Source organism: Actinoplanes sp. NPDC051405 (genome assembly GCF_055586185.1).
Genome location: NZ_JBVJIR010000019.1, coordinates 164,832 through 184,799 on the forward strand (window position 1 = coordinate 164,832; position 19,968 = coordinate 184,799).

18 protein-coding genes and 1 pseudogene are annotated in these 19,968 nt (G+C 72.8%); 11 read left to right on the forward strand and 8 right to left on the reverse strand.

Annotated features, from left to right (window positions below; genetic code table 11):
• Positions 1–157: 157 nt before the first annotated feature.
• Positions 158–1,153, reverse strand: coding sequence for an NAD-dependent epimerase/dehydratase family protein (locus ACZ6S4_RS34785; RefSeq protein ID WP_465478970.1), 996 nt, complete (start codon positions 1,151–1,153; stop codon positions 158–160).
• A 73-nt stretch (positions 1,154–1,226) separates the two neighbouring features.
• On the opposite strand from ACZ6S4_RS34785, the gene ACZ6S4_RS34790 reads away from it, so the two are divergent.
• The gene (locus ACZ6S4_RS34790; RefSeq protein ID WP_465478971.1) at positions 1,227–1,649 is read left to right on the forward strand and encodes a VOC family protein; all 423 of its coding nucleotides are present in this window, start codon (positions 1,227–1,229) and stop codon (positions 1,647–1,649) included.
• A 139-nt stretch (positions 1,650–1,788) separates the two neighbouring features.
• Here ACZ6S4_RS34790 and ACZ6S4_RS34795 read toward each other — a convergent pair.
• A pseudogene (locus ACZ6S4_RS34795) lies at positions 1,789–2,265 on the reverse strand (2'-5' RNA ligase family protein); the annotation flags it as partial.
• Positions 2,266–2,992: 727 nt separating this feature from the next.
• Positions 2,993–3,952 carry a hypothetical protein gene (locus ACZ6S4_RS34800; RefSeq protein WP_465478972.1) on the reverse strand — a complete coding sequence of 320 codons (960 nt, stop codon included), beginning with the start codon at positions 3,950–3,952 and terminating at the stop codon, positions 2,993–2,995.
• Between the two features lie 157 nt (positions 3,953–4,109).
• Here ACZ6S4_RS34800 and ACZ6S4_RS34805 point away from each other — a divergent pair, with 157 nt between their 5' ends.
• From ACZ6S4_RS34805 to ACZ6S4_RS34850, 10 genes are all read left to right on the forward strand, one after another.
• The gene (locus ACZ6S4_RS34805) at positions 4,110–5,060 is read left to right on the forward strand and encodes an ABC transporter ATP-binding protein (protein WP_465478973.1); all 951 of its coding nucleotides are present in this window, start codon (positions 4,110–4,112) and stop codon (positions 5,058–5,060) included.
• Positions 5,057–5,833, forward strand: coding sequence for an ABC transporter permease (locus ACZ6S4_RS34810; protein WP_465478974.1), 777 nt, complete (start codon positions 5,057–5,059; stop codon positions 5,831–5,833). The genes ACZ6S4_RS34805 and ACZ6S4_RS34810 overlap by 4 nt, the downstream gene beginning before the upstream one ends.
• Before the next feature lie 21 nt (positions 5,834–5,854).
• The gene (locus ACZ6S4_RS34815) at positions 5,855–6,979 is read left to right on the forward strand and encodes a sensor histidine kinase (RefSeq protein ID WP_465478975.1); all 1,125 of its coding nucleotides are present in this window, start codon (positions 5,855–5,857) and stop codon (positions 6,977–6,979) included.
• On the forward strand, positions 6,976–7,587 hold the full coding sequence (locus ACZ6S4_RS34820; RefSeq protein ID WP_360552176.1) for a response regulator transcription factor: 612 nt from the start codon (positions 6,976–6,978) through the stop codon (positions 7,585–7,587). The genes ACZ6S4_RS34815 and ACZ6S4_RS34820 overlap by 4 nt, the downstream gene beginning before the upstream one ends.
• Before the next feature lie 158 nt (positions 7,588–7,745).
• Entirely contained in the window at positions 7,746–8,609 is an 864-nt protein-coding gene (locus tag ACZ6S4_RS34825; protein WP_465478976.1) for a sigma-70 family RNA polymerase sigma factor, read from the forward strand.
• A 176-nt stretch (positions 8,610–8,785) separates the two neighbouring features.
• Positions 8,786–10,375 (forward strand): ABC-F family ATP-binding cassette domain-containing protein, encoded by a 1,590-nt coding sequence (locus ACZ6S4_RS34830; protein ID WP_465478977.1) that lies wholly within the window; start codon positions 8,786–8,788, stop codon positions 10,373–10,375.
• A 13-nt stretch (positions 10,376–10,388) separates the two neighbouring features.
• The gene (locus ACZ6S4_RS34835) at positions 10,389–11,360 is read left to right on the forward strand and encodes a tyrosine-type recombinase/integrase (protein WP_465478978.1); all 972 of its coding nucleotides are present in this window, start codon (positions 10,389–10,391) and stop codon (positions 11,358–11,360) included.
• Positions 11,361–11,413: 53 nt separating this feature from the next.
• Positions 11,414–12,259 (forward strand): undecaprenyl-diphosphate phosphatase, encoded by an 846-nt coding sequence (locus ACZ6S4_RS34840; RefSeq protein ID WP_465478979.1) that lies wholly within the window; start codon positions 11,414–11,416, stop codon positions 12,257–12,259.
• Positions 12,256–13,179, forward strand: coding sequence for a DUF3626 domain-containing protein (locus ACZ6S4_RS34845; protein ID WP_465478980.1), 924 nt, complete (start codon positions 12,256–12,258; stop codon positions 13,177–13,179). Before ACZ6S4_RS34840 ends, ACZ6S4_RS34845 begins: the two co-directional genes overlap by 4 nt.
• A gap of 45 nt (positions 13,180–13,224) precedes the next feature.
• On the forward strand, positions 13,225–14,001 hold the full coding sequence (locus tag ACZ6S4_RS34850; protein WP_465478981.1) for a maleylpyruvate isomerase family mycothiol-dependent enzyme: 777 nt from the start codon (positions 13,225–13,227) through the stop codon (positions 13,999–14,001).
• Here ACZ6S4_RS34850 and ACZ6S4_RS34855 read toward each other — a convergent pair.
• The 5 genes from ACZ6S4_RS34855 to ACZ6S4_RS34875 form a co-directional block, all read right to left on the reverse strand.
• Positions 13,998–14,369, reverse strand: coding sequence for a GntR family transcriptional regulator (locus tag ACZ6S4_RS34855; protein ID WP_465478982.1), 372 nt, complete (start codon positions 14,367–14,369; stop codon positions 13,998–14,000). The two genes, ACZ6S4_RS34850 and ACZ6S4_RS34855, sit on opposite strands and share 4 nt — an antisense overlap.
• A 19-nt stretch (positions 14,370–14,388) precedes the next feature.
• Positions 14,389–15,756 (reverse strand): MFS transporter, encoded by a 1,368-nt coding sequence (locus ACZ6S4_RS34860; RefSeq protein ID WP_465478983.1) that lies wholly within the window; start codon positions 15,754–15,756, stop codon positions 14,389–14,391.
• A gap of 84 nt (positions 15,757–15,840) precedes the next feature.
• Complete coding sequence (locus ACZ6S4_RS34865; protein ID WP_465478984.1) at positions 15,841–16,464, reverse strand: hypothetical protein; 624 nt, start codon at positions 16,462–16,464, stop codon at positions 15,841–15,843.
• A complete protein-coding gene (locus tag ACZ6S4_RS34870; protein ID WP_465478985.1) occupies positions 16,461–18,293 on the reverse strand; it encodes a dynamin family protein in 1,833 nt (610 codons plus the stop codon). Before ACZ6S4_RS34870 ends, ACZ6S4_RS34865 begins: the two co-directional genes overlap by 4 nt.
• Positions 18,290–19,858, reverse strand: coding sequence for a dynamin family protein (locus ACZ6S4_RS34875; protein ID WP_465478986.1), 1,569 nt, complete (start codon positions 19,856–19,858; stop codon positions 18,290–18,292). Before ACZ6S4_RS34875 ends, ACZ6S4_RS34870 begins: the two co-directional genes overlap by 4 nt.
• Positions 19,859–19,968: the final 110 nt, after the last annotated feature.

A 19,968-nucleotide genomic window follows, 5' to 3' on the forward strand; every position in this document is an offset into this window, starting at 1 on the left:
TCATTGCCCACCGGCGGCATGGGCTCGTCGTCGCTTGTGGTGTGGCGTCCCGCTGCGGGTTCGGGCGGCTTGCGGTCAGGTCAACTGCCGCACTGTGGGGTACTCGTCGGGGGCGCTTTTCGTAGCCACCGCGCGGGGGTTCGTGCGGGGTCGGCCTCTACTTCTGCTGCATGCCCCTGAGGAAGTCGGCTTCTCTCGTCGCGTCGAGGCCTACCGGTGTGCGGTCGGGGCGTTGTGGCGCCGTACCGCCGATTTGTTGCAGCCAGGTCCAGGTGTCGACGATCGTCTCGCGCACCGGGCGGATCTTCAGGCCGATGGCCTGGGCCTTGGTGACGTCGGCGCCGTGCATGAAGGCGTAGTCGTTGCCGGTGAGCCAGATCGGGAGGTCCATCCAGGGTTCGATGCCGGCGTCGAGGATGGCCTGGGGGTCGGCCCAGTGCAGGTCCGCGTGGTTGCCGGTGACCTCGTTCGCCGTTTCCAGCAGCTCGGCCATCGTGGTGTGGCCGGGCGGGCTGACCACGTTGTAGGGGCCGGCGGCGCCCTGCTCTGCTGCGTCGAGCATCCAGGTGGCCAGGTCGCGGGCGTCGATGTACTGCAGTTTCAGGTCTTTCGGCCCGGGCGCGAGGGTGGGTCCGCCGCGGGCGAGGCGGTTGAGCCACCAGGGGAGGCGGCCGATGTTCTCCCGCGGGCCCAGGATCAGTCCGGCGCGGGCGTGCAGGACCGGGCCGGTGAAGTTCTGCTCCGCGGCGAGTTCGGCGCCGCGTTTGGCCGCCGAGTAGTCGCTGTCGTGGTCGGAGTCGGGGGAGGCGTCGACGAGCGGGTCGCCCTCGGTGCGTGCGGGGGTGTCGGCGTCGGCGTGCACGCTGCGGCTGGAGAGGTATGTGTAGTGGCCGGCGCGGCCGTCGAGGGCGTGGGCGGCGTCGCGGACGGCGCTGGGGCGTCCGGACCAGGTGTCGATGACCAGGTCCCAGGTGCCGCCGGTCAGTGCGGTCAGGCCGGCGGGGCTGAGGCGGTCGCCGGTGAGGCCGGTGGTGCCCGGCGGGGGTGGCTGGTGGCCGCGGTTGAGGACGGTGACGTTGTGCCCGCGGGTGTGGGCCTCGTCGATGAGGGCGGGACCGACGAACCCTGTGCCGCCGAGCACGAGCAGCTTCATGGCGTCGACGATGCCTTTTGTCGTACCCCGAGCGGAAGATGTGATCGCTGAGAGCGGAACCGGGGGGTGCGAGATGGCATTGCGGGTGGACCTGACGTTCGACTGTGCGCGGGCGGTGGAGCTGGCGCAGTTCTGGAAGCTGGCGCTGGGCTATGTGGACGAGCCGCCGCCGGCACCGTTCCGGACCCGGGAGGAGTGGGCGGCGTCGTTCGGTCCGCCGGGTGAGGACGAGGGTGGCGGGGCGTGGCTGCACGATCCGGAGGGGATCGGTCCGCGGCTGGTGTTCCTGGAGGTGCCGGAGCCCAAGGTGGCGAAGAACAGGCTGCACATCGACGTGCGGGTGGGCCGGTACGGCGCGCCGGAGCAGGTGTGGGAGCGGGTCGAGGCGAAGGTGGCGCAGCTGGTGGGCGCGGGTGCGTCGGTCCTGGCGGTGGACGGCACGCATCACGTGGTGCTGGCTGATCCGGAGGGCAACGAGTTCTGCGTGGCGGGCTGAGGCGCGGTCTTGCCGGCGGGTCAGGCGCCGAGGGGGAAGTCGGCGACGGGGTGCCAGTTGTCGCGGGTTCGCGGGCGCCGGCCATCAGGCGGAGCGAGGTGATGGTGGTGGTGATCGGTAGGTGGCGGGGGACTGCGACGGCGGCTGCTTCGAGCGTGGGGCGGGGGTGGTCGTGGCCGATGGTGAGGTGAGGGACCGTCTCGTCGAATGCGCCGCCGTAGGGCTGGGCCTGGGGGAATCGTGCGGCCAGGGCGGTGGTGAGGGTGATGAAGGGTTGGGCCGGGGTCGGGGCGAGCCAGACCACGGTGTCGCCGAACCAGCCGATGCGGTCCAGGGTCAGCTCGAAGGGGTTTTCCGCAGCGGCGATCTGCTGGATGGCGGTCAGGGTGTCGTCGTTGATGGTGTCGGGGGGCAGGAACGGGAAGATGAGGGTGATGTGGGCGGGCACGCCCCAGGAGGCGGCGCGGTCGAGGGCCGTGCGGTGGGCGCTGACGGCTGGTTCGGCGGCGGGGACCTCGATGATGAGGGCGGTGTGGGTGGCTTCCATGGGTTGATTCTTGCGGGCGTGGGCTATCGGTTTTTGGCTGCTGACTGAGCCGTCCGGCGGGGTCAGCATCCCGGCACCTCGGCTTTGGCACCCAGCCCGAGTCTCATCACCCGCGCCTCGGCCGGACGCCGCGCAGCAGGCCAACCGCGGTAGCCGGGCCGAGAGGGTAGCGCGGCCAAGCCGCCCAGCCGGGCCAGAGGCTTGGCGCGGCCAGCCGCCCGGCCGGGGCCAGCCGCCCGGCCGGGGCCAGCTACCCGGCCGGGGCCAGCTACCCGGCCGGGGCCAGCTACCCGGCCGGGGCCAAGGGCTTGGCCGGGGCCAGCCGCCCGGCGCGGCCAAGCCGCGAGGCCGAGCCAAGCCGCCAAGCCGGGCCAAGGGCTTGGCGCGGCCAAGCCGCCAAGCGGCCAAGCGGCCAAGCGGCCAAGCGGCCAAGCGGCCAAGCGGCCAAGCGGCCAAGCGGCCAAGCGGCCAAGCCGCCAAGCCGCCAAGCGGCCAAGCCGCCAGCCGCCAAGCCGCCAAGCGGCTGGTCTCGGTCAACCGGTCAACCGGCTAGTGCGCCCCGCCCCGGCCAACGGGCCGGTCGGTCGCCCGGCCGGCAACGGCCATGGGTCCCGCTGGCGCGACTCCCGGCCTGGCTGAGCCCTTCACCCCATGCCGTGCCGGCTCAGCCATCACCTCGCAACCGTGTGGGCGTCCAGCCCGTCACCTCACCTCACCTCGCGACCGCGCTGGCGCCCGGCCCGGCAACACCGATGCCGGGCGCGGGCCATCACCCTGTGCCTGTGCCAGCGCTCCCTCAGCTGATGAACGCTGCCCGGAAGTCGATGGTGGCGATCATCTGCCCGCGGTTGTTGATCCCGACCGGCATCTCGTTCCCGGTCAGCCCCCGCGTGGTCAGGTCGATGATCAGCCGGTTGCGCCACAGCACCGGCCGGCTGGTCCCGGCAGCGGTCTGAGCGACCCCCGCGAACACACCCTTGTCGTTGACGGCGGTGGCGTTGCCGTCCGGCCCGCCGAGCGTGCCCAGTTCCACCGGCCCGAGCGGGTACGTCACCGGCCGGGTCCGTCCCAGCTCATCGGTCGAGTACCCGGCGATGATGCCGCTGTTGTTGATGTCGTTGGGGTAGTTGCTGCCCGGGGTGGCGATGGGCCCGAAGCCGCTGGTGGAGCCGTACTGCTGGAAACCCAGGTAGGTGTTGTCGAACAGCATCAGCACCTTGGCCTCGTTGTTGATCTTTCCGGTGGTGCGGGCGGTGTCGTTTTCCGCTCCTAGTTCGGTGACGGTGCCGTTGTGCCAGATCAGGCGGCTGGTCTGGGCGCCGGTTTCGTCGACCCGGGAGACGAGGACCTGGCCGTTGTCGTTGATGTCCCAGCCGATGCTGCGGCCCTGGCCGAGGTCGGTGATGCGGCCGCGGCGCCAGATGACGGCGCGGTATTCGCCGTCCGCGTTCAGGGCGGTGCCGGCGATGGTGCCGCTTTCGTTGATGCCGTGGGCTTCGGCGTAGTGGCCGCCGGGCAGGGTGGCGAGGTCGGTGAGTTGGCCTTTGCGCCAGGAGAAGGCGTGCATCTCGCCGTCGGCGGTGAGGCTGCGGCCGACGGCGACGCCTTTGTCGTTGAGGTCGTAGACCTCGGTGGAGAGGCCGCCGAGGGTGCCGAGGTCGGTGACGGTGTATTGCCGGGGTGCGGCGGTGGCCGGTGTGGCCGGTGCGGTGGCGGCGACGGTGGCGGTGATGACGGCAGCGAGCAGTGTTCTCATGTTTCCCCCCGTGGGATGACAGCGAGTTGTTCCAGTGTGGACCGGCGGTGCCCGGCCGGGGGAGGGCCGATCATCCAGGAGTGCCCTGACAGATGTCATGGGATGGTCGTGACGGTTGCCCCCCTCGGTCGTCGCCGGGAGCGCTGAGGATCGGGGTATGACAGTTACCGCGTTACCTGAGGCCGGGATCCGCGGGTCCGGCCAGTTCGCCGTCGATCTGGAGGCGGTGGTGAAGCGTTTCGGGGCGGTCACCGCCGTGGACGGGATCAGTTTGCGGATCCGTCCGGGGGAGGTGGTGGCCCTGCTGGGGCCCAACGGTGCGGGCAAGACCAGCACGGTGGACATGCTGTTGGGCCTGTCGGCGCCGACGGCGGGCACGGCCAGGGTGTACGGCCGCCCGCCGCGTGAGGCGGTGGCGCTGGGGCTGGTGTCAGCGGTGATGCAGTCCGGTGGTTTGTTGAAGGACTACACGGTTGAGGAGACCGTACGGCTGACTGCGGTGCTGTTCGGGCGGGGCCGGGCCGAGGTGGCGCGGGCGCTGGAGCGGGCCGGGATCGCGGACATCGGTCAGCGGCTGGTTGGTAAGTGCTCGGGTGGCCAGCAGCAGCGGCTGCGGTTCGCGATGGCGTTGTTGCCGGATCCGGAGCTGCTGATCCTGGATGAGCCGACGACGGGGATGGATGTCGGGGGCCGCCATGACTTCTGGACGTCGATCCGGCAGGACGCGCGGGGCGGCCGGACGGTCATTTTCGCCACGCACTACCTGGAGGAGGCCGACGCGTACGCGGATCGGGTGGTCTTCGTGCGGCGGGGCCGGGTGGTGGCCGACGGTACGGCGGCCGAGGTGAAGGCTCTGGCGTCGGGCCGTACGGTCCGGGCGACGTTGCCGGGTGCCAATGAGGCCGACCTGCGGGCGCTGCCGGGGGTCGAGTCGGTGGAGCTGCGTGGTGACACCGTTTATGTGCATGCCGGCGACACCGATCAGGTGGCGCGCTACCTGCTGGCGGAGACCGCCGCCCGGGATCTGGAGATCACGTCCCGGAATTTGGAGCAGGCGTTCCTGACCCTGACCGCCGACGAGAAGACGACCGCGGGGAGTGCCCGATGAGCATGCCTGTTGCCCGTAGCCTGCCGCGCTTCGGCGGTTTCAGTGTGGCGATGATCGGGCTGGAGCTGCGGCGGATGGTCCGCAACAAACGCACGGTGATCTTCACGGTGGTGTTGCCGGCGGCGTTCTTCCTGTTGTTCGGCACGAATTCGGCGTCGCGCTCGGAGCGGGTCGGTGGCGGGAACGTGACCGGTTACATCCTGGTGAGCATGGCGGTGTACGGGGCGATGCTGGCCACGACCAGCGGCGGAGCCATGGTGTCGATCGAGCGGGCGGCGGGGTGGAGCCGGCAGTTGCGGCTGACGCCGTTGCGGCCGGGGGCGTACATCGCGGTGAAGCTGGTCCTGGCGATGGTGATCGGGGCCGTGTCTGTCGGCGTGACGTTCGTGGTCGGGGCGGTGTCGGGGGCGCAGTTGCCGGCGTCGGCCTGGGTGGCCTGCGGGTTGCTGGCCTGGGTGTGTGCGCTGGTGTTCGCCGCGTTCGGGCTGTTCATGGGTTATCTGCTGCCCAGTGAGAACGTGATGCAGATCCTCGGTCCGGTGCTGGCGGTGCTGTCGTTCGCCGGGGGGTTGTTCGTGCCCGTTGATCAGCTGGGACACACGTTCGCGACGATTGCGAAGTTCACCCCGGTGTACGGGGTGGGGGAGATCGCCCGGTATCCGCTGACCCACGACGGGAACCTGTGGGCCGCCGCGGCGGGTGTGGTGGTGTGGACGGCGTTGTTCGCCGCGGGCGCGATGTGGCGGTTCCGGCGGGACACGGCGCGGGTCTGAGTGAGCGGTAGCGTCACGACCATGAGCGAGGCGGAGCGGCGGGGCCGGCGCTTCGGGTGGGTCTTCGCCGGGGTGTGGCTGTTCTACCTGAAGGAGAACCTGACCGCGCTGCTGGCCCATCCGGCGGGCTGGCAGCGCGACGTGGGGCTGGCCGCGCTGGCCGGCTTCGCGGCGCTGTACCTGGCGCTGGTGGCCTGGATGAGCTCGGTGCGCCGGGGCGGGCGGCCGCTGCGGGTCGTGGTGCGGCTCTGGCTGGTCCTGCTGGCGTTGCTGGCGCTGGCGGCGTTGCAGGTGCCCGGTGCGGGTGTGCATGCGCTGACCTGCCTGGTGTACGTGGCGGCGTCGGCGATGATCGGGTTGCCGCTGTGGCAGGCGGCGCCGTTCGCGGGGTTGCTGCTGGTGGTGGCCGAGGTGCTGGCGTGGCGGGTGCCGGGCTGGGACGACCAGGGTTACGGGCTGGCGGTGCTGCTGGGGTCGGCGGCCAGCGGCGGTTTCCGGCTGGCGGCGGAGCGTCAGCGGCGGTTGCAGGTGGCGCAGCAGGAGCTGGCGGAGATCACCCAGCGGGAGACCGCCGAGCGGGCCGTGGCTGACGAGCGGGCGCGCATCGCCGCTGATCTGCACGACATCCTGGGGCATTCGCTGACGGTGGTGACGGTGAAGGCGGAGCTGGCGCAGCGGCTGCTGGACGTGGATCTGGGCCGGGCGCGTTCGGAGCTGCGGGAGCTGGAGGTGCTGGCCCGCGACGCGTTGTCGGATGTGCGGGCGACGGCGCTGGGGGTGCGGGGGATCTCGCTGCCGGGGGAGATCGCGGCGGCGCGGGAGGCGCTGGCGGCGGCGCACGTGTGCGCGGAGCTGCCGGGGGCCACCGATGCGGTGCCCACGCGCAACCGGGAGTTGTTCGCGTGGACGATCCGGGAGGCGGTCACCAACGTGGTGCGGCACAGCCGGGCGGGGCACTGTGCGGTGCGGCTGGCGCCGCGGAGCGTGGAGATCGTCGACGACGGGCCGGGTGACGCTGCGCCGGCCGGTGACGGTCAGGGTCTGGTCGGTCTGCGGCGCCGCGCTGACGCGGCGGGGGCGACGCTGACGGTCGGTCGCCGCGGCGACGGGCCGGGTTTCCGGGTACGGGTGGAGGTGCCGGCATGATCCGGTTGTTGCTGGCCGACGACCAGGCGCTGGTCCGCGGGGCGATGGCGGCCCTGCTCGACATGGAGCCGGATCTGCAGGTGGTGGCCGAGGTGGGCCGGGGTGACGAGGTCGTCGACGCGGTCCGTGGTCATGACGTGGACGTGGCGCTGCTGGATGTGGAGATGCCGGGGCTGGACGGGGTCGCGGCGGCGCGGGCGTTGCGGGCGGCGGTGCCGGGCTGCCGGGTGCTGATGGTCACCACGTTCGGCCGGGCCGGGTATCTGCGGCAGGCGATGGCCGCCGGGGCCAGTGGTTTCGTGGTCAAGGACACTCCGGCGCGGCAGCTGGCCGACATGGTGCGCCGGGTGCACGAGGGGCTGCGGGTGGTCGATCCGGCGCTGGCGGCGCAGTCGCTGGCGCACGGGGACTCGCCGCTGACCGAGCGGGAGAGTGATGTGCTGCGGGCGGCCCGTGACGGCGGCACGGTGGCTGACATCGCCCGGGAGCTGCGCCTGTCGGAGGGCACGGTGCGTAATCACCTGTCGTCGGTGATCGGCAAGACCGGGGCGCGTACCCGGGCCGAGGCGGTCCGCCTGGCCGTCGACAACGGCTGGCTGCTGGCGTAGGCGCAGCTGGCCGCCGCCCTCGGGCGGACTTTAGGTTTTTTCGCAGTGCAACCGTCCGGCAACCGAACGCGACCGGAGTCTGCACCCAGCGCCACGAAAAGTTCCCCCTGTCAGCCGGTGAGCCGTCACCGGGCGACACACACGAGGGGGAACACACGATGTCCGCAGCCACGACGAAGACCGTCAGCCGCGAGCTGGAGCAGCTGATCCGCGAGAACATGCCGCTGGTGGGTCACCTGGTCCGGGAGATGTTGTTCAAGGTTCCCGCGCACGTGCACCGTGACGACCTGGCCTCGGCCGGGTACGCGGCGCTGGTCACGGCCGCGCAGGCGTTCGACGCGGGCCGGGGCATCCCGTTCGGGCGGTTCGCCGCCGTGCGGGTCCGCGGGGCGCTGCTGGACGAGCTGCGCAGCATGGACTGGGCGAGCCGTTCGGTGCGGGCCCGGGCCCGCCGCGCGGACGTGGCCCGGCAGGAGCTGACCGCGCAGCTGGGTCGCACGCCGAGCCCGGCTGAGCTGGCCGAGCTGCTCGGGGTGGGCGTCAGCGAGCTGGCCACGGTCGACGACGACGTGCAGCGCGCGGCGGTGCTGTCGTTGCAGGGTTTCACCGCGGGCGCGGCCGAGGACATGGTCACCGAGGACTCGATGAACCCGGAGGAGACGCTGCTGCACCGCGAGCGGATCGGCTACCTGCACGACGCGGTGGCGGTGCTGCCGGAGCGGCTGCGGTTCGTGGTCGAGGCGTCGTACCTGCAGGAGCGGCCGCTGGCCGAGGTCGCCGCGGAGCTGGGGGTCACCGAGTCGCGGGTGTCGCAGCTGCGGACCGAGGCGCTGGCCCTGCTCAAGGACGGTCTGAGCACGCACATGGAGCAGCAGGGTTCCGGTCCGGCCAAGGGTGACGGTTGCGTGGCGCGGCGCCGGGCGGCGTACGCGGCGCAGATCGCGGCGCGCAGCACGATGGCGTCGCGGCTGGCCGTGACCGACGTGCAGGGCATGCAGACCTCGGTCGCCTACGCCGCCTGAAAATTGGCTTGCGGCACCGCCGGGACCGCGTCAGAGTGGTTGCCGAGCCCTGCCGCCGAGCCCGAGGAGTCGTCACCTCCGTGTGATACCGACCCGACCCGTGCACGCGCCGCCCTTCGCTGGTCGCGCGCGGGTCGCCGTACCCCTGTCGGTATCGGTCCCTGGAGGACTCCTTGTTGAAAGCCGCTTCGATCAGCCGCGCCCACGACGGTGATCTGCTCTTCTCCGACCTCGACCTGATCGTCGGTCCCGGCGACCGCATCGGTGTCGTCGGCCCCAACGGGGCCGGCAAGACGACCCTGCTGCGGGTGCTGGCCGGCGAGCTCGCGCCGACCTCCGGCAGCGTCACCCGCGCCCCGGGCACCCGGGTCGGGTACGTGCCGCAGCAGGTCGCCGACCCGCAGGGCACCGTCGGGGAGTTCCTCACCGGCGGGCTCGGTGAGCTCGCCGCGGTCACCGAGCGGCTGCGGCAGCTGGAGACCGCGCTCGAGCGCGGCGCCGACGTCCTCGACGAGTACGGCCAGGTCCAGGAACGCTGGACGGCCCTCGAAGGCTGGACCGGTGAGACCCGGCTGACCGAGATCCGCCAGCGTCTCGACATCGACCACCTGCCCGCCGACCTGCGCCTGAGCGAGGTCAGCGGCGGTGAGCAGGCCCGGCTGCTGCTGGCCCGGGCCCTGCTGGACGCGCCCGGGCTGCTGCTGCTCGACGAACCCACCAACCATCTGGACGCCGAGGGCGCCGCGTGGCTCGCTGAGTGGCTGCGTGACTTCCCCGGCGGGGTGCTGGCGGTCAGCCACGACCGGGCGTTCCTGGACGCCGTGGTCACCCACGTCGTCGAGCTCGACGGCATCCACGAGCAGCCGCAGGACTATCCCGGCTGCGGGTACACCGCCTACCGGCAGGAGAAGGCCCGCCGCTGGCAGCGGCTGCTGCTGGACTACGAGGCGCAGGAGAAGGACCGGATCCGCTGGGAACAGGACATCGAACGCACCAAGCAGCAGGCCCGGTTCGTCGAGACGACCGTACGGTCCGGGGTCGAGGCGCCGCACCTGCGCCGCATCGCCAAGAAGGTGGCGCAGAAGGCCAAGGCCCGCGAGCGGCGGCTGCGCCGGCAGATGGAGTCGGCCCGGTGGATCGCCGAGCCGCGGACCCGCCCGCCGCTGACCCTGGCGTTCCCGGCTGACGAGCGCGCCGACCGCGACACGGTGCTGGCCGTGCACGACCTGACCGTCAAGCTCGGCGACCGGACCCTGCTCGACGGTGTCGACCTGGAGGTGCGGCGCGGCGACCGGATCCTGATCACCGGGCGCAACGGCGCCGGCAAGACCACTTTGCTGCGCTCGATCGCCGAGCACGCCGACGTGGAGCTGGCGGTGCTGCCGCAGACCTCCGACGGGCTGCGTACCGGCACGACGGTGCTGGACTTCTTCCGTTCCCGGGTGCCGGTGTACGCCGAGGACGCCGAGCGGCTGCTGGCCGGGCACCAGTTCGGGCCGGACCAGTGGGGGACGAGCCTGCGCAGCCTGTCCGCCGGGGAGCTGCGGCGGCTGCTGCTGGCCGTCATGGTCAACAGCCCGGCGCGGATCCTGCTGCTCGACGAGCCGACCAACTTCCTGGACTTCGACGCGCTGGAGGTCATCGAGCAGGCGCTGCGCGCGTACCGGGGGACGCTGCTGACCGTGACCCACGACCGGTACTTCGCCGGCGCCGTCGGGCACACCCGTACCTGGCATGTCGCGGACGGTCAGGTGCGTCAGAGCTGACACGATGGTCGCCATGTCGACGCTGATCCCCAGGCAGAGCGCAGGCGCGGTCACCGTCGGCGGCAGCGCCGAACAGGTCACCGAGGCGTGGCTGGCCAACCGGCGGCTGTCGGAGCACACCCGCGACGCGTACCGGCGCGACGTCGCGGCGTGGCTGGCGTGGTGCGCGCAGCGGGAGGTGGAGCCGCTGCGGGCGTCGTTCCTGGACGTCAACGCGTACGCCCGGGGGCTGGAGGCGCAGTCGCTGGCCCCGGCGACGGTGGCGCGCAAACTGTCCGGGCTGTCCAGCTGGTACGACTTCCTGGTCAAGCTGCGCGCGATCGACGCGAACCCGGTCGGTGGCGCGGACCGCCCGCCGGTCTCGCGGGACCACTCCGCCACGGTGGGGTTGTCGCCGGAGGAGGTCGACGCGCTGCTGGGCGCGGTCGAGGCCGAGACCGGGCCGGCGGCGTTGCGGCACCGGGCGGCTGTCGCGCTGCTGGCCGACCTCGGTCTGCGTGTCGGTGAGCTGGTCGGTCTCGACGTCGCCGACGTCGGTGTGGAGCGCGGGCACCGCAGTGTGCGGTTCGTCGGCAAGGGCGGCAAGCCGCGGCGGCGGGCGCTGACCCCGTACGCGGCGGCCGCCCTGGACGCCTACCTGGAGCAGCGCGCCGCGGCCGAGGCCACCACCGCCGACCGGCTCGACGGGCCGCTGCTGGTCACCGCCACCGGCGCCCGCATCGACCGGCACGCCGTGTTCCGGCTGGTGCGGCGCCTGGCCCGCGACGCGGGCATCGCCGGGTGGGCGCGGCTGTCGCCGCACTCGCTGCGGCACGCGTTCGCCACCACCGCCCGCGCCGAGGGGGTGCCGCTGGAGGACGTGCAGGACGCGATGGGTCACGCCGACCCCCGCACCACCCGCCGCTACGACCGCGACCGGCACAACCTCGACCGTGACCCCGCTTACACCATCGCCGCGGCGCGGGTCAGGCGCAGCGGTGGCTGAGCGACCCCCTATCCTCGACCGCGGTCAGGCAACGATCAAGGGACGAGGTCGGGTTGAACATCTTCGAAGCGGTGCTGCTGGGTGCGGTGGAGGGCTTCACCGAGTTCCTGCCGATCTCCAGCACGGGCCATCTGACCATCGTGGAGAAGCTGCTCGGCTATCAGATCGACGCGCCGGACATCACCGCGTTCACGGCCATCATCCAGTCCGGTGCGGTCATCGCCACCGTCATCTTCCTGCGCAAGGACATCGCCCGGATCATCTCCGGCTGGGTCCGCGGCGTGCTCAACGGCGAGCACCGCGAGCATCCCGACTACCGCTTCGGCTGGGCCGTGATCCTCGGCTCGATCCCGATCGGCATTGTCGGGCTGCTGTTCCAGGACACCATTGAGAGCACCTTGCGCAGCCTGTGGTTCGTGGCCGGGGCGCTGATCCTGTGGAGCGGCGTGATGGCGTTCGCCGACCACGCCGCGACCCAGGTCCGCCACGAGCAGGACGTGACCTGGAAGGACACTCTGATCATCGGGCTGGTGCAGTGCCTGTCGCTGATCCCCGGCGTGTCGCGCTCCGGGGCGACGATGTCGGCCGGCCTGCTGCGTGACCTCGACCGGGTGACGGTCACCAAACTGTCGTTCTTCCTGTCGATCCCGGCGCTGCTGGCCGCCAGCGTCCTGCAGACCGTCACCGAGTACGACAACATCTCGGCCGACAACGGCGGTGTCGGCTGGCTCCCGACGATCGTCGCGACGCTGGTCAGCTTCATCGTCGGCTGGTTCGCCGTGTCCTGGCTGCTGAAGTTCATCGCCCGGCACTCGTACAGCATCTTCATCGGCTACCGGCTGGTGCTGGGCGCGCTGCTGATGGTGCTGCTCGCCACGAACGTCATCCAGCCGAAGTGAGCGATCCGCCGGCCCGGGCCCTCGCGTACGTGCGCGGGCTCGGCACCGCCGGAGACCTGCCGGTGCCCGGCGCCCGGATCACGGTCAGTTTCCACCCGGACCGGCTGCTCGCCGACGGGCGTACCGTCGCCGAGCACCTGGCCCGCGACCGGGTGTACCGCAGCCAGTTCGAGACCGGCATCTCCAACGGCGGGCTCACCGCGTACGCCGGCGGGGACCGGGAACGCTGGGAACGGCGGATGTTCGCCGGCGCGTACCCGCCGGAGGTGGTCCGTGGCCGGCCCGTCTACGGCGGGCTCAACCTGGCCGGGCACCTCGACGGGGCGTCACCGCGGTTCGGCAGCTGCCACCTGGTGCTGCGCCCCGAGGTGAACGCGCGGGCCACGTTCAGCCACGGCGACAGCGTCACCGAACCCACGGTGGTCGGCACCGCGGACACCTTCGGCGGTATCTGGGCGGCGCTGCTCGAGCAGGTCACCCGTACCGGGTCAGCTCTGGGTGTGGCCGCGGACGACCCGCAGGCGTGGGTGGCCGCGCTGACCCGGCCGCGCACGAGCGCCGGCCGGGCCCTCGACGACTACGTCGAGGCGCAGATCCACGGCGGGGTCGACCTGGACGCCGACGTCGAGGCCGTCGTGGCCGACCCCAGCTTCACCGGTACGCCCACCGCCGCGCACCTGGCGCAGCTGGCCCCGCTGCGTCACCACCCCGGCTTCGTGCTGGCCGCCGCGGACTTCCCCGACGACTTACGGGGGCCGGAGGCGGCCGCGCTGGCCCGCAGCCTGGGACCGCCGCTGATCGACGCCGCCGTCATCGGGCACGCGGCCCGGCAGGCCAGGGACGCCGAGACGCTGCAGCTGTGCAAGTACCTGTGGCACATCCTGGTGCTGCTCGGCCGGTCACCTGCGCCCACGGGGTGAGGAAATCCGCTGTCGGTTGTCGCAGGGCGGTGGTACAAAGCCGCGGTGGAAAAGACTCTGGAGTTCGCCGACCTGTTGCGGCTGATGGACGAACGATCGACCGCCTTCCGGACGGCGGTCGCCGCGGCACCCAGCCTCGACGCGCAGGTGCCGACCTGCCCCGAGTGGACATTGTTCGACCTGGTCCAGCACCTGGGCGACGGCCGCCGCAGGTGGGCCGCCACCGTGGCCGCTGGACCCGCCGACGCTCCGCCGGCGATGTCCGCCCCGGTGGCGCCCCGGGAGCGCGAGGCCCTGCTGGCCTGGTTCGCCGCGTCGACGCAGGAGCTGCTGGACGCGCTGCGGGAGGCCGGCCCGGATCGTGGCTGCTGGACGTGGTGGGGTCCGTCGCAGTCGCCGCAGACCACCGGCGCCGTCGCCCGGCATCAGCTTCAGCAGGTCGCCGTGCACACCTACGACGCCCAGGTCACCGTGGGCGCCCCGCAGCCGTTGCCGGAGGAGGTGGCTCTCGACGGCGTCGACGAGTTCGTGACCACGTGCGTCGCGAACACGGCCGCGTGGCCGCACAAGCCCGCGGTCATCGACTACCACGCCACCGAGGGCCGTTCCTGGCGGCTCCGGTTCTCCGCCGACGGTGCCCGAGCCGCCCGCCTGCCCACGCCGGCCGCCGCCGTGGACCCGGAGGTTGCCCATGCTTCCGCGCGGGGCACGGCCCATGAGCTGGTGATGTTCTGCTACGGCCGCATCCCGATGGAGTCGCTGCAGCTCGACGGCGACCGGCAGGTCTTCGACCAGCTGATCGCCTGGGAGCCGGAGGACTAGGAGTTCACCGCGGCCAGTCCCAGCGCGGCGCGGACCAGCTCCAGCGCCGCCTGCGGCGTCAGGCCCAGCGCGGTGGCCTGCTCGGCGTAGCGTTGCGCGGCCTTCTGCGCCGCCGCCGGGGTCTGCGCGGCCCGGGCCGTGATCACCGTGCCGGCCCGGCCGCGGGTCTCGACCAGCCCGGCCTGCTCCAGCTCGCGGTAGGCGCGGGCGACGGTGTTCGCGGCCAGGCCCAGCTCGGTGGCGAGCTGCCGCACCGGCGGCAGCTTCGCGCCGGCCGCGAGCGCACCGGCGGCGGCCAGCTCGGCGATGCGCAACCGCACCTGCTCGTACGGCGGCACCGCCGAGTCCGCGTCGATCACGATGTCCACCACAGCCCCCGGGTCCGGCTCAGAGCAGCCGCGGCGGCGTGTTGCCGGCCGCGACGATGGCCCGGCGCATCGGGACCATCGCCAGCAGGATGCCACCGACGATGAAGAACACCACCAGCGACACGAGCCCGATGCGGTAGCTGTTGGTCAGCTGGAACACCAGCCCGAAGGCCAGCGGCCCCAGCCAGCTGGTGCCCTTGTCGCTGATCTCGTAGAAGCCGTAGTACTCGCCCTCGCGGCCGTCGGGGATCAGCTGGCTGAACAGTGAGCGGCTCAGCGCCTGACTGCCGCCCATGACCAGGCCGATCGCGACGCCCAGCAGCATGAACGGCAGCGGCTCACCCTCCGGTAGCCAGAACGCGGCCAGGATGACCCCCAGCCAGCCGACCAGGGCGATCAGCACCGTCTTGCGGGCGCCGATGCGCTCGGCGACCGCGCCCAGCAGCAACGCCCCGCCGAACGCCAGGAACTGCACGATCAGGATCGTCACGATCAGCGCGCTCTGCGGCAGGTTCAGTTCCTCGGTGCCGAACTGGCTGGCCAGGGCGATGACCGTCTGGATGCCGTCGTTGTAGATCAGGAACGCGAGCAGGAAGAACAACGTCAACGGGTACGCCCGCAGGCTGCGGATGGTGCTGCCGAGCTGGCGGAAACCGTCGGTGAGCACGTTGCCGCCCGCCGTACCGGCCTCGGCGCTGGGGTGCTCCCGCAGCCGGCGCAGCGGCACCAGGGTGAACACCGCCCACCAGACCCCGGCCGAGACGATGCACCAGCGGGCCAGGTCCAACGTGCGCCGGTCGTCGCCGTCGATGGTGAGCCAGGTGACCACGGCCAGGTTGAGCAGCAGCAGGACACCGCCGCCGAGGTAGCCCAGCGCCCAGCCACGGCTGGACACCTTGTCGCGTTCGTCAGGCCCGGCCAGCCGCGGCAGGAACGAGTTGTAGACCACCACCGACGCGCCGAACGCGATGTTCGCGACGATGAACAGCAGCCCGCCCAGCAGGTACCGCTCGCCGGTCACGAACGCCATCGCGATGGTCGCGCCGGAGCCGAGGAACGCCGCGGCGGCCAGCAGCGGCTTCTTGCGTGCGGCCCGGTCGGCGACGGCGCCCATCACCGGCAGCACGAACACGGTCAGCAGCACCGACAGCGACACCAGGTACGGGAAGTAGGAGCCGGCGGCGATGCTGAGGCCGAACGGGTGCACCCGCGCGTCGCAGTCGTCGGCGCCCAGCGCGCACCCGGCGGCCTGCTCGGTGACGCTGGTCAGGAACGGCCCGAGGAACACCGTGATGACCGTGGTGGAGAAGGCGGACATCGCCCAGTCGTAGAAGTACCAGCCGGTACGTTCACGCCGGTTGCTCACCGGGACGGTGGTGGCGGTCATCAGGGTGGCTCCAGGCGAAAAGACGGGGGACGGCGCGCTGATGATGCCACCTCAGCGCCGTCCTGGGTACAGCCACGTCGCGGGTCAGGCCTCCGGCTGCCACCACTTGGCCAGGGTGCTGGTGGCCGGGTCGTCGGAGTCGGCCAGCGCGGCCCACGGGTCGACGCCGGGTGGCAGGTCCTCGGCGGCGTAGTCGGCCAGGTCCTGCGCCGGCACCGGCTCCTCGGCCACGGCCTCGACCAGCCCGGAGTGGTACAGCCCGAGGCTGCCGGTGTCGATCCACGGGAAGCCGTCGACCGGCTCCGGCAGCGGACCCACGTCGACCACCGGCGGGAACATGCTGACCTGCTCCAGGTCCGGCGCCGCGTCGGGATCCGCGCCGACGGGACCCATGCCGTGCCCGTCGGTCACGTCGACGACCCCGGCCCCGGCGTCGTCGTCGTGGCCGGTGCCCGGCTCGTGCTGGTCGTCCCAGCCGCCGTCGGTGGCGTCGTGCGCGCCGTCGAGGTCGGGCCCGGCGTCCAGCCCGTGGGCGTCGGGCCCGGCCTGGTCGGCGTCGTCGTGACCGAACAGGTCGTCGTGGAACGGGCTGCCGGCCCCCGCGTCGTCGTGGACGCCCGGGTCGTGGACGCCGGCGTCGTGGGCCTCGCCGTGCTCGTCGTGACCCTCGGCGTGCGAGAAATCCGGCCAGCCGTGCTCGTCGCTCATGTCGCCTCCTCATCGGCGGGTGCGGGGGTCAGGGAACGCGCCCGCGTGAGAACCTCGTCGACCTGCCTGATCCGGGTGCGGACCGCGGCCAGGTCCGCGGTCGCCTGGGTGCGCCGTTTCGCGCGGCCGGCGGCGTCCTCGGCCGCCGCGGCGTCGATGTCGGCGATGTGCGCGTCGAGCTCGCGCAGCCGCCGCTCGACGGCGTCGTCGACGGCGACGCTGAGCGCGTACTGCAGGTCGGTGAAGCGGTAGGAGATCTCGTCGGACAGCGCCGCGCGGGCCTCGCCGAGGATCTCGCGCAGCCAGGCCCGGGCCTGCTGCCGGTCGTTCTGCACCCGCCGCCGGTACAGCACGTAACCGCCGGCGGCCAGGCCCAGGCCGAGCCCGGCGACCGGGACGAGCAGCCCACCGGCGACCGCGGACCCGACGCCGAACAGTGACGCGCCGAAGATCGCCCCGCGGCCGGCCATGAAGGCGATCCCGCCGGCGGACAGCGCCACCAGCAGGTTGTCCCCGGCGCCGTCACGCGGCGGGCTGGCCGCCAGGGCGTGCCGCAGGGTCGCGTTGAGCCGGTCCAGGACCCCGGCGAGCTCGTCGGCGTCGAAGACCTGGGCCAGGATCCGCTCCCCGACCTGGCGGAACGTGGCCTGCAGGTCGTCGGACAGCTGCACCGCCACGGCCTGCAGCTCGGTGTCGAGCTGATCGGGCAGCGCGTCCAGCGCCGCACCGCGGGCGGTGTCGATGCGGGCACTGAAGTCGTGCTGCACGCCGGCGATGCGGGTGCGCAGCATGCCGACGACCTCGACCCGGGCCCGCTGGGTCTCGGTGCTCAGCAGCAGCGACCACTGCCGCGACTCGGTGCGTTTACGGGCGGCCAGCGCGGAACGCTGGGCCCGTACCCGGGCCACCTGCGCCGGGTCGGCCTCGCTGGCCTGCACCCGGGCCGCCGCGGCCGCCTCCAGGCGACCCAGCTCCCCGCGCGCCGCGCGCAGCACGTTGGCCAGCTGCAGCTGATGCCCGCGCCCGGCCAGCTCCACCAGGGCGTGCTGCAGCTCGGCGATGCGCGACGCGTCGACCAGCGCGGCCTGCTCGCCGGCGGGCACCGTGCGGGCCAGCTCGGCCAGCCGCGCCGACACCGGGAACCACGGCGCGTCGGCGAAGCGGGGTGCGCGGGCCCGCAGCAACGCCCGGTTGTCGTCGGCGATGCGCCGCCACCCCGGATAGGCGTCGACCTTGGTCAGGGCGAACACGACAGCGTCGACGCGGGCGCTGGCCGCGACGAGGAAGTCCAGCTCCGGCTGCGACAGCGGCGCGGACGCGTCGGCGACGAACAGCAGCGCGGTGGCCCGCTCGACCGCGTCCAGGGCGACGGTGGTGTGGGCCGGGTCGAGGCCGCCGACCCCCGGGGTGTCGAGCAGGCTGACGTACTGCAGCAGCGGCGCGGGATGGGTGATCTCGATGCGGCGCGGGGTCCGGGCGCCGTCGGGCAGGTCCCGGCCGGTGGCCCAGGCGGCCAGCTGCGCCGGGTCGAGGTCGACCGGCTCACCCGCGCCGGGCACGTAGGCGGCGGCCGACAGCGGGCCGGGCGAGAAATGCAGGTAGGTCGCGGTCGCGACGGCGGCATCCACCGGCGACAGATCCGGTACGCCGAGCAGCGCGTTGAGCAGCGAACTCTTGCCGCGTTTGGTCTCACCGACGAGCACCACCGAGGGCCGGGTCAGCTGGACCCGGCGCAGCTCGGCCAGCTCGGCCCCGGCGTCGGGGTCACCGGCGCGCACGGCGGCCAGCGCGTCGCGTACGGCGATGTCGAGCTCCTTGGCGAGGCTCACCGTGACCCCTCCGCTCCGCGCCGAACCGGCACGATCTCCGTCTGGTCGAGCGGGTCACGGCCGGCCTGCTCGCGGACGGCCTGGGCCAGCAGGTGGAAGCCGCGGTGCGCGACCTGCGCCACCCGCGACTGCGCCGGCCCGGCGCCGGCGACCGCGTACACCCGCCACCGGTTCGCCGCCTCGACGGCTGCGGCCGCCAGCTGCGGGCCGTCGGCGTGCGGCAGCCGCAGGATCCAGCGGGCGTCGTCGGAGGTCGCCAGCCGGATCAGCTCCTGCTCCCACGCCACCGGCAGCGGCACCGTCCCGGAGGTGACCCGCTGGGCCACCTCCAGCAGCCGCAGCCGGTGGTAGGCGGGCTCGCGCAGCAGCCGCTCGATCGCGTCACGCAAAGCCTCCCGGTCGCGGGGGTCGCTGGTGTGCCCGGCGACGCGTTCCAGCCGCGACAGCGCCCAGCCGGCCTTGATCGCGTCGGCCCGCCAGCGCAGCGTCTGCTCCAGGGTGTCGCGCAGCCGCGGGAAGCCGGACGCGCGGACCAGCCGGCGCACCAGCTCACCGGTGCCCAGCCGCGGGTCGGCGGCCAGCTCGGCCAGGGCGAAGCCGATGCCGTACAGGTCGAGCAGGGTGAGCAGCCGGTCGCGGCGGTGCACGTCGACCGGCGCGGGGCGGCTGCGGAACAGGTCGACCGAGGCCAGCAGCACCCGCAGCTCGGCCGCCGGCAACGCGGACAGCTCCTTGAGCGCGGCGCAGTCGGCCGCGGTGAGCCGGCCGGCCTCGCCGGTCTCGGCCAGCAGGCCGACCACGGGCACGACCTCGGACACCGTACGGGCCAGCAGCAGCGCCTGCTGCTCGGCGAGGGGACCGGCGACCGGCCACGGGTCCCCGGCCCCGCCGACCAGTGTGTCGACCTTGCCGAACACCCCCAGCGCGTTGATCGGGCTGCTGGCCAGCCGCGCCGACGCCGTCCGGAACGCCTCCAGCGCCTGCACGTCGTCGGCCCGGACCGCCTGGGTGAACACGTAGACGACCGCCTCGGCCGCGGCGACCTCGGAGGCGGAGTCGGCGTCGATGTCGGCGTCGAACGGTGCGGTGCCGGCGCCGAGCTCCGCCTGCGCGCGGGCGCTGACCCGGGTGTCGGTCGACGCCAGCCCAGGCGTGTCGACGACGGTCAGATCGCGCAGTTTGTCGCTGGTCAGCGAGACGTCCACATAGGCGACGCGGTCCGGGCTGACCCCGAGACGCTGCGGGATCATGCCGTCGTCGGCCAGCGGCAGGCTCGAGCGGGAGCCGTCGCGCAGCACCACATCGACGCGGTCGGCGGCCCCGTACCGGAAGCGGGTGACCACCCGGGTGCACTCACCGACCGCCGTGGGGGCCACCCGGCGGCCTATCAACGCGTTGACGAGTGTCGACTTTCCGGCTTTCAACCGCCCCGCGATAGCGACGCGTAACGGCTCCGACAGCCGGTCGCGGACCTGAATGGCCTGGCCACCGGCTTCCGGACCGACCCGGGCGACGATTTCGTCACACAGCGTCGCCACGCGGGCGGAGAGCGGTCCGACGGTCATGACTCGTCAGCCGAGCACATGGTCAGGGAGAATGTACTGACCGCGGCCGGTGTCGAAGACACAGTCGCCACCCTTCCCGTTCGCGGGCAGGGCGGGACGCCTGCCGCACC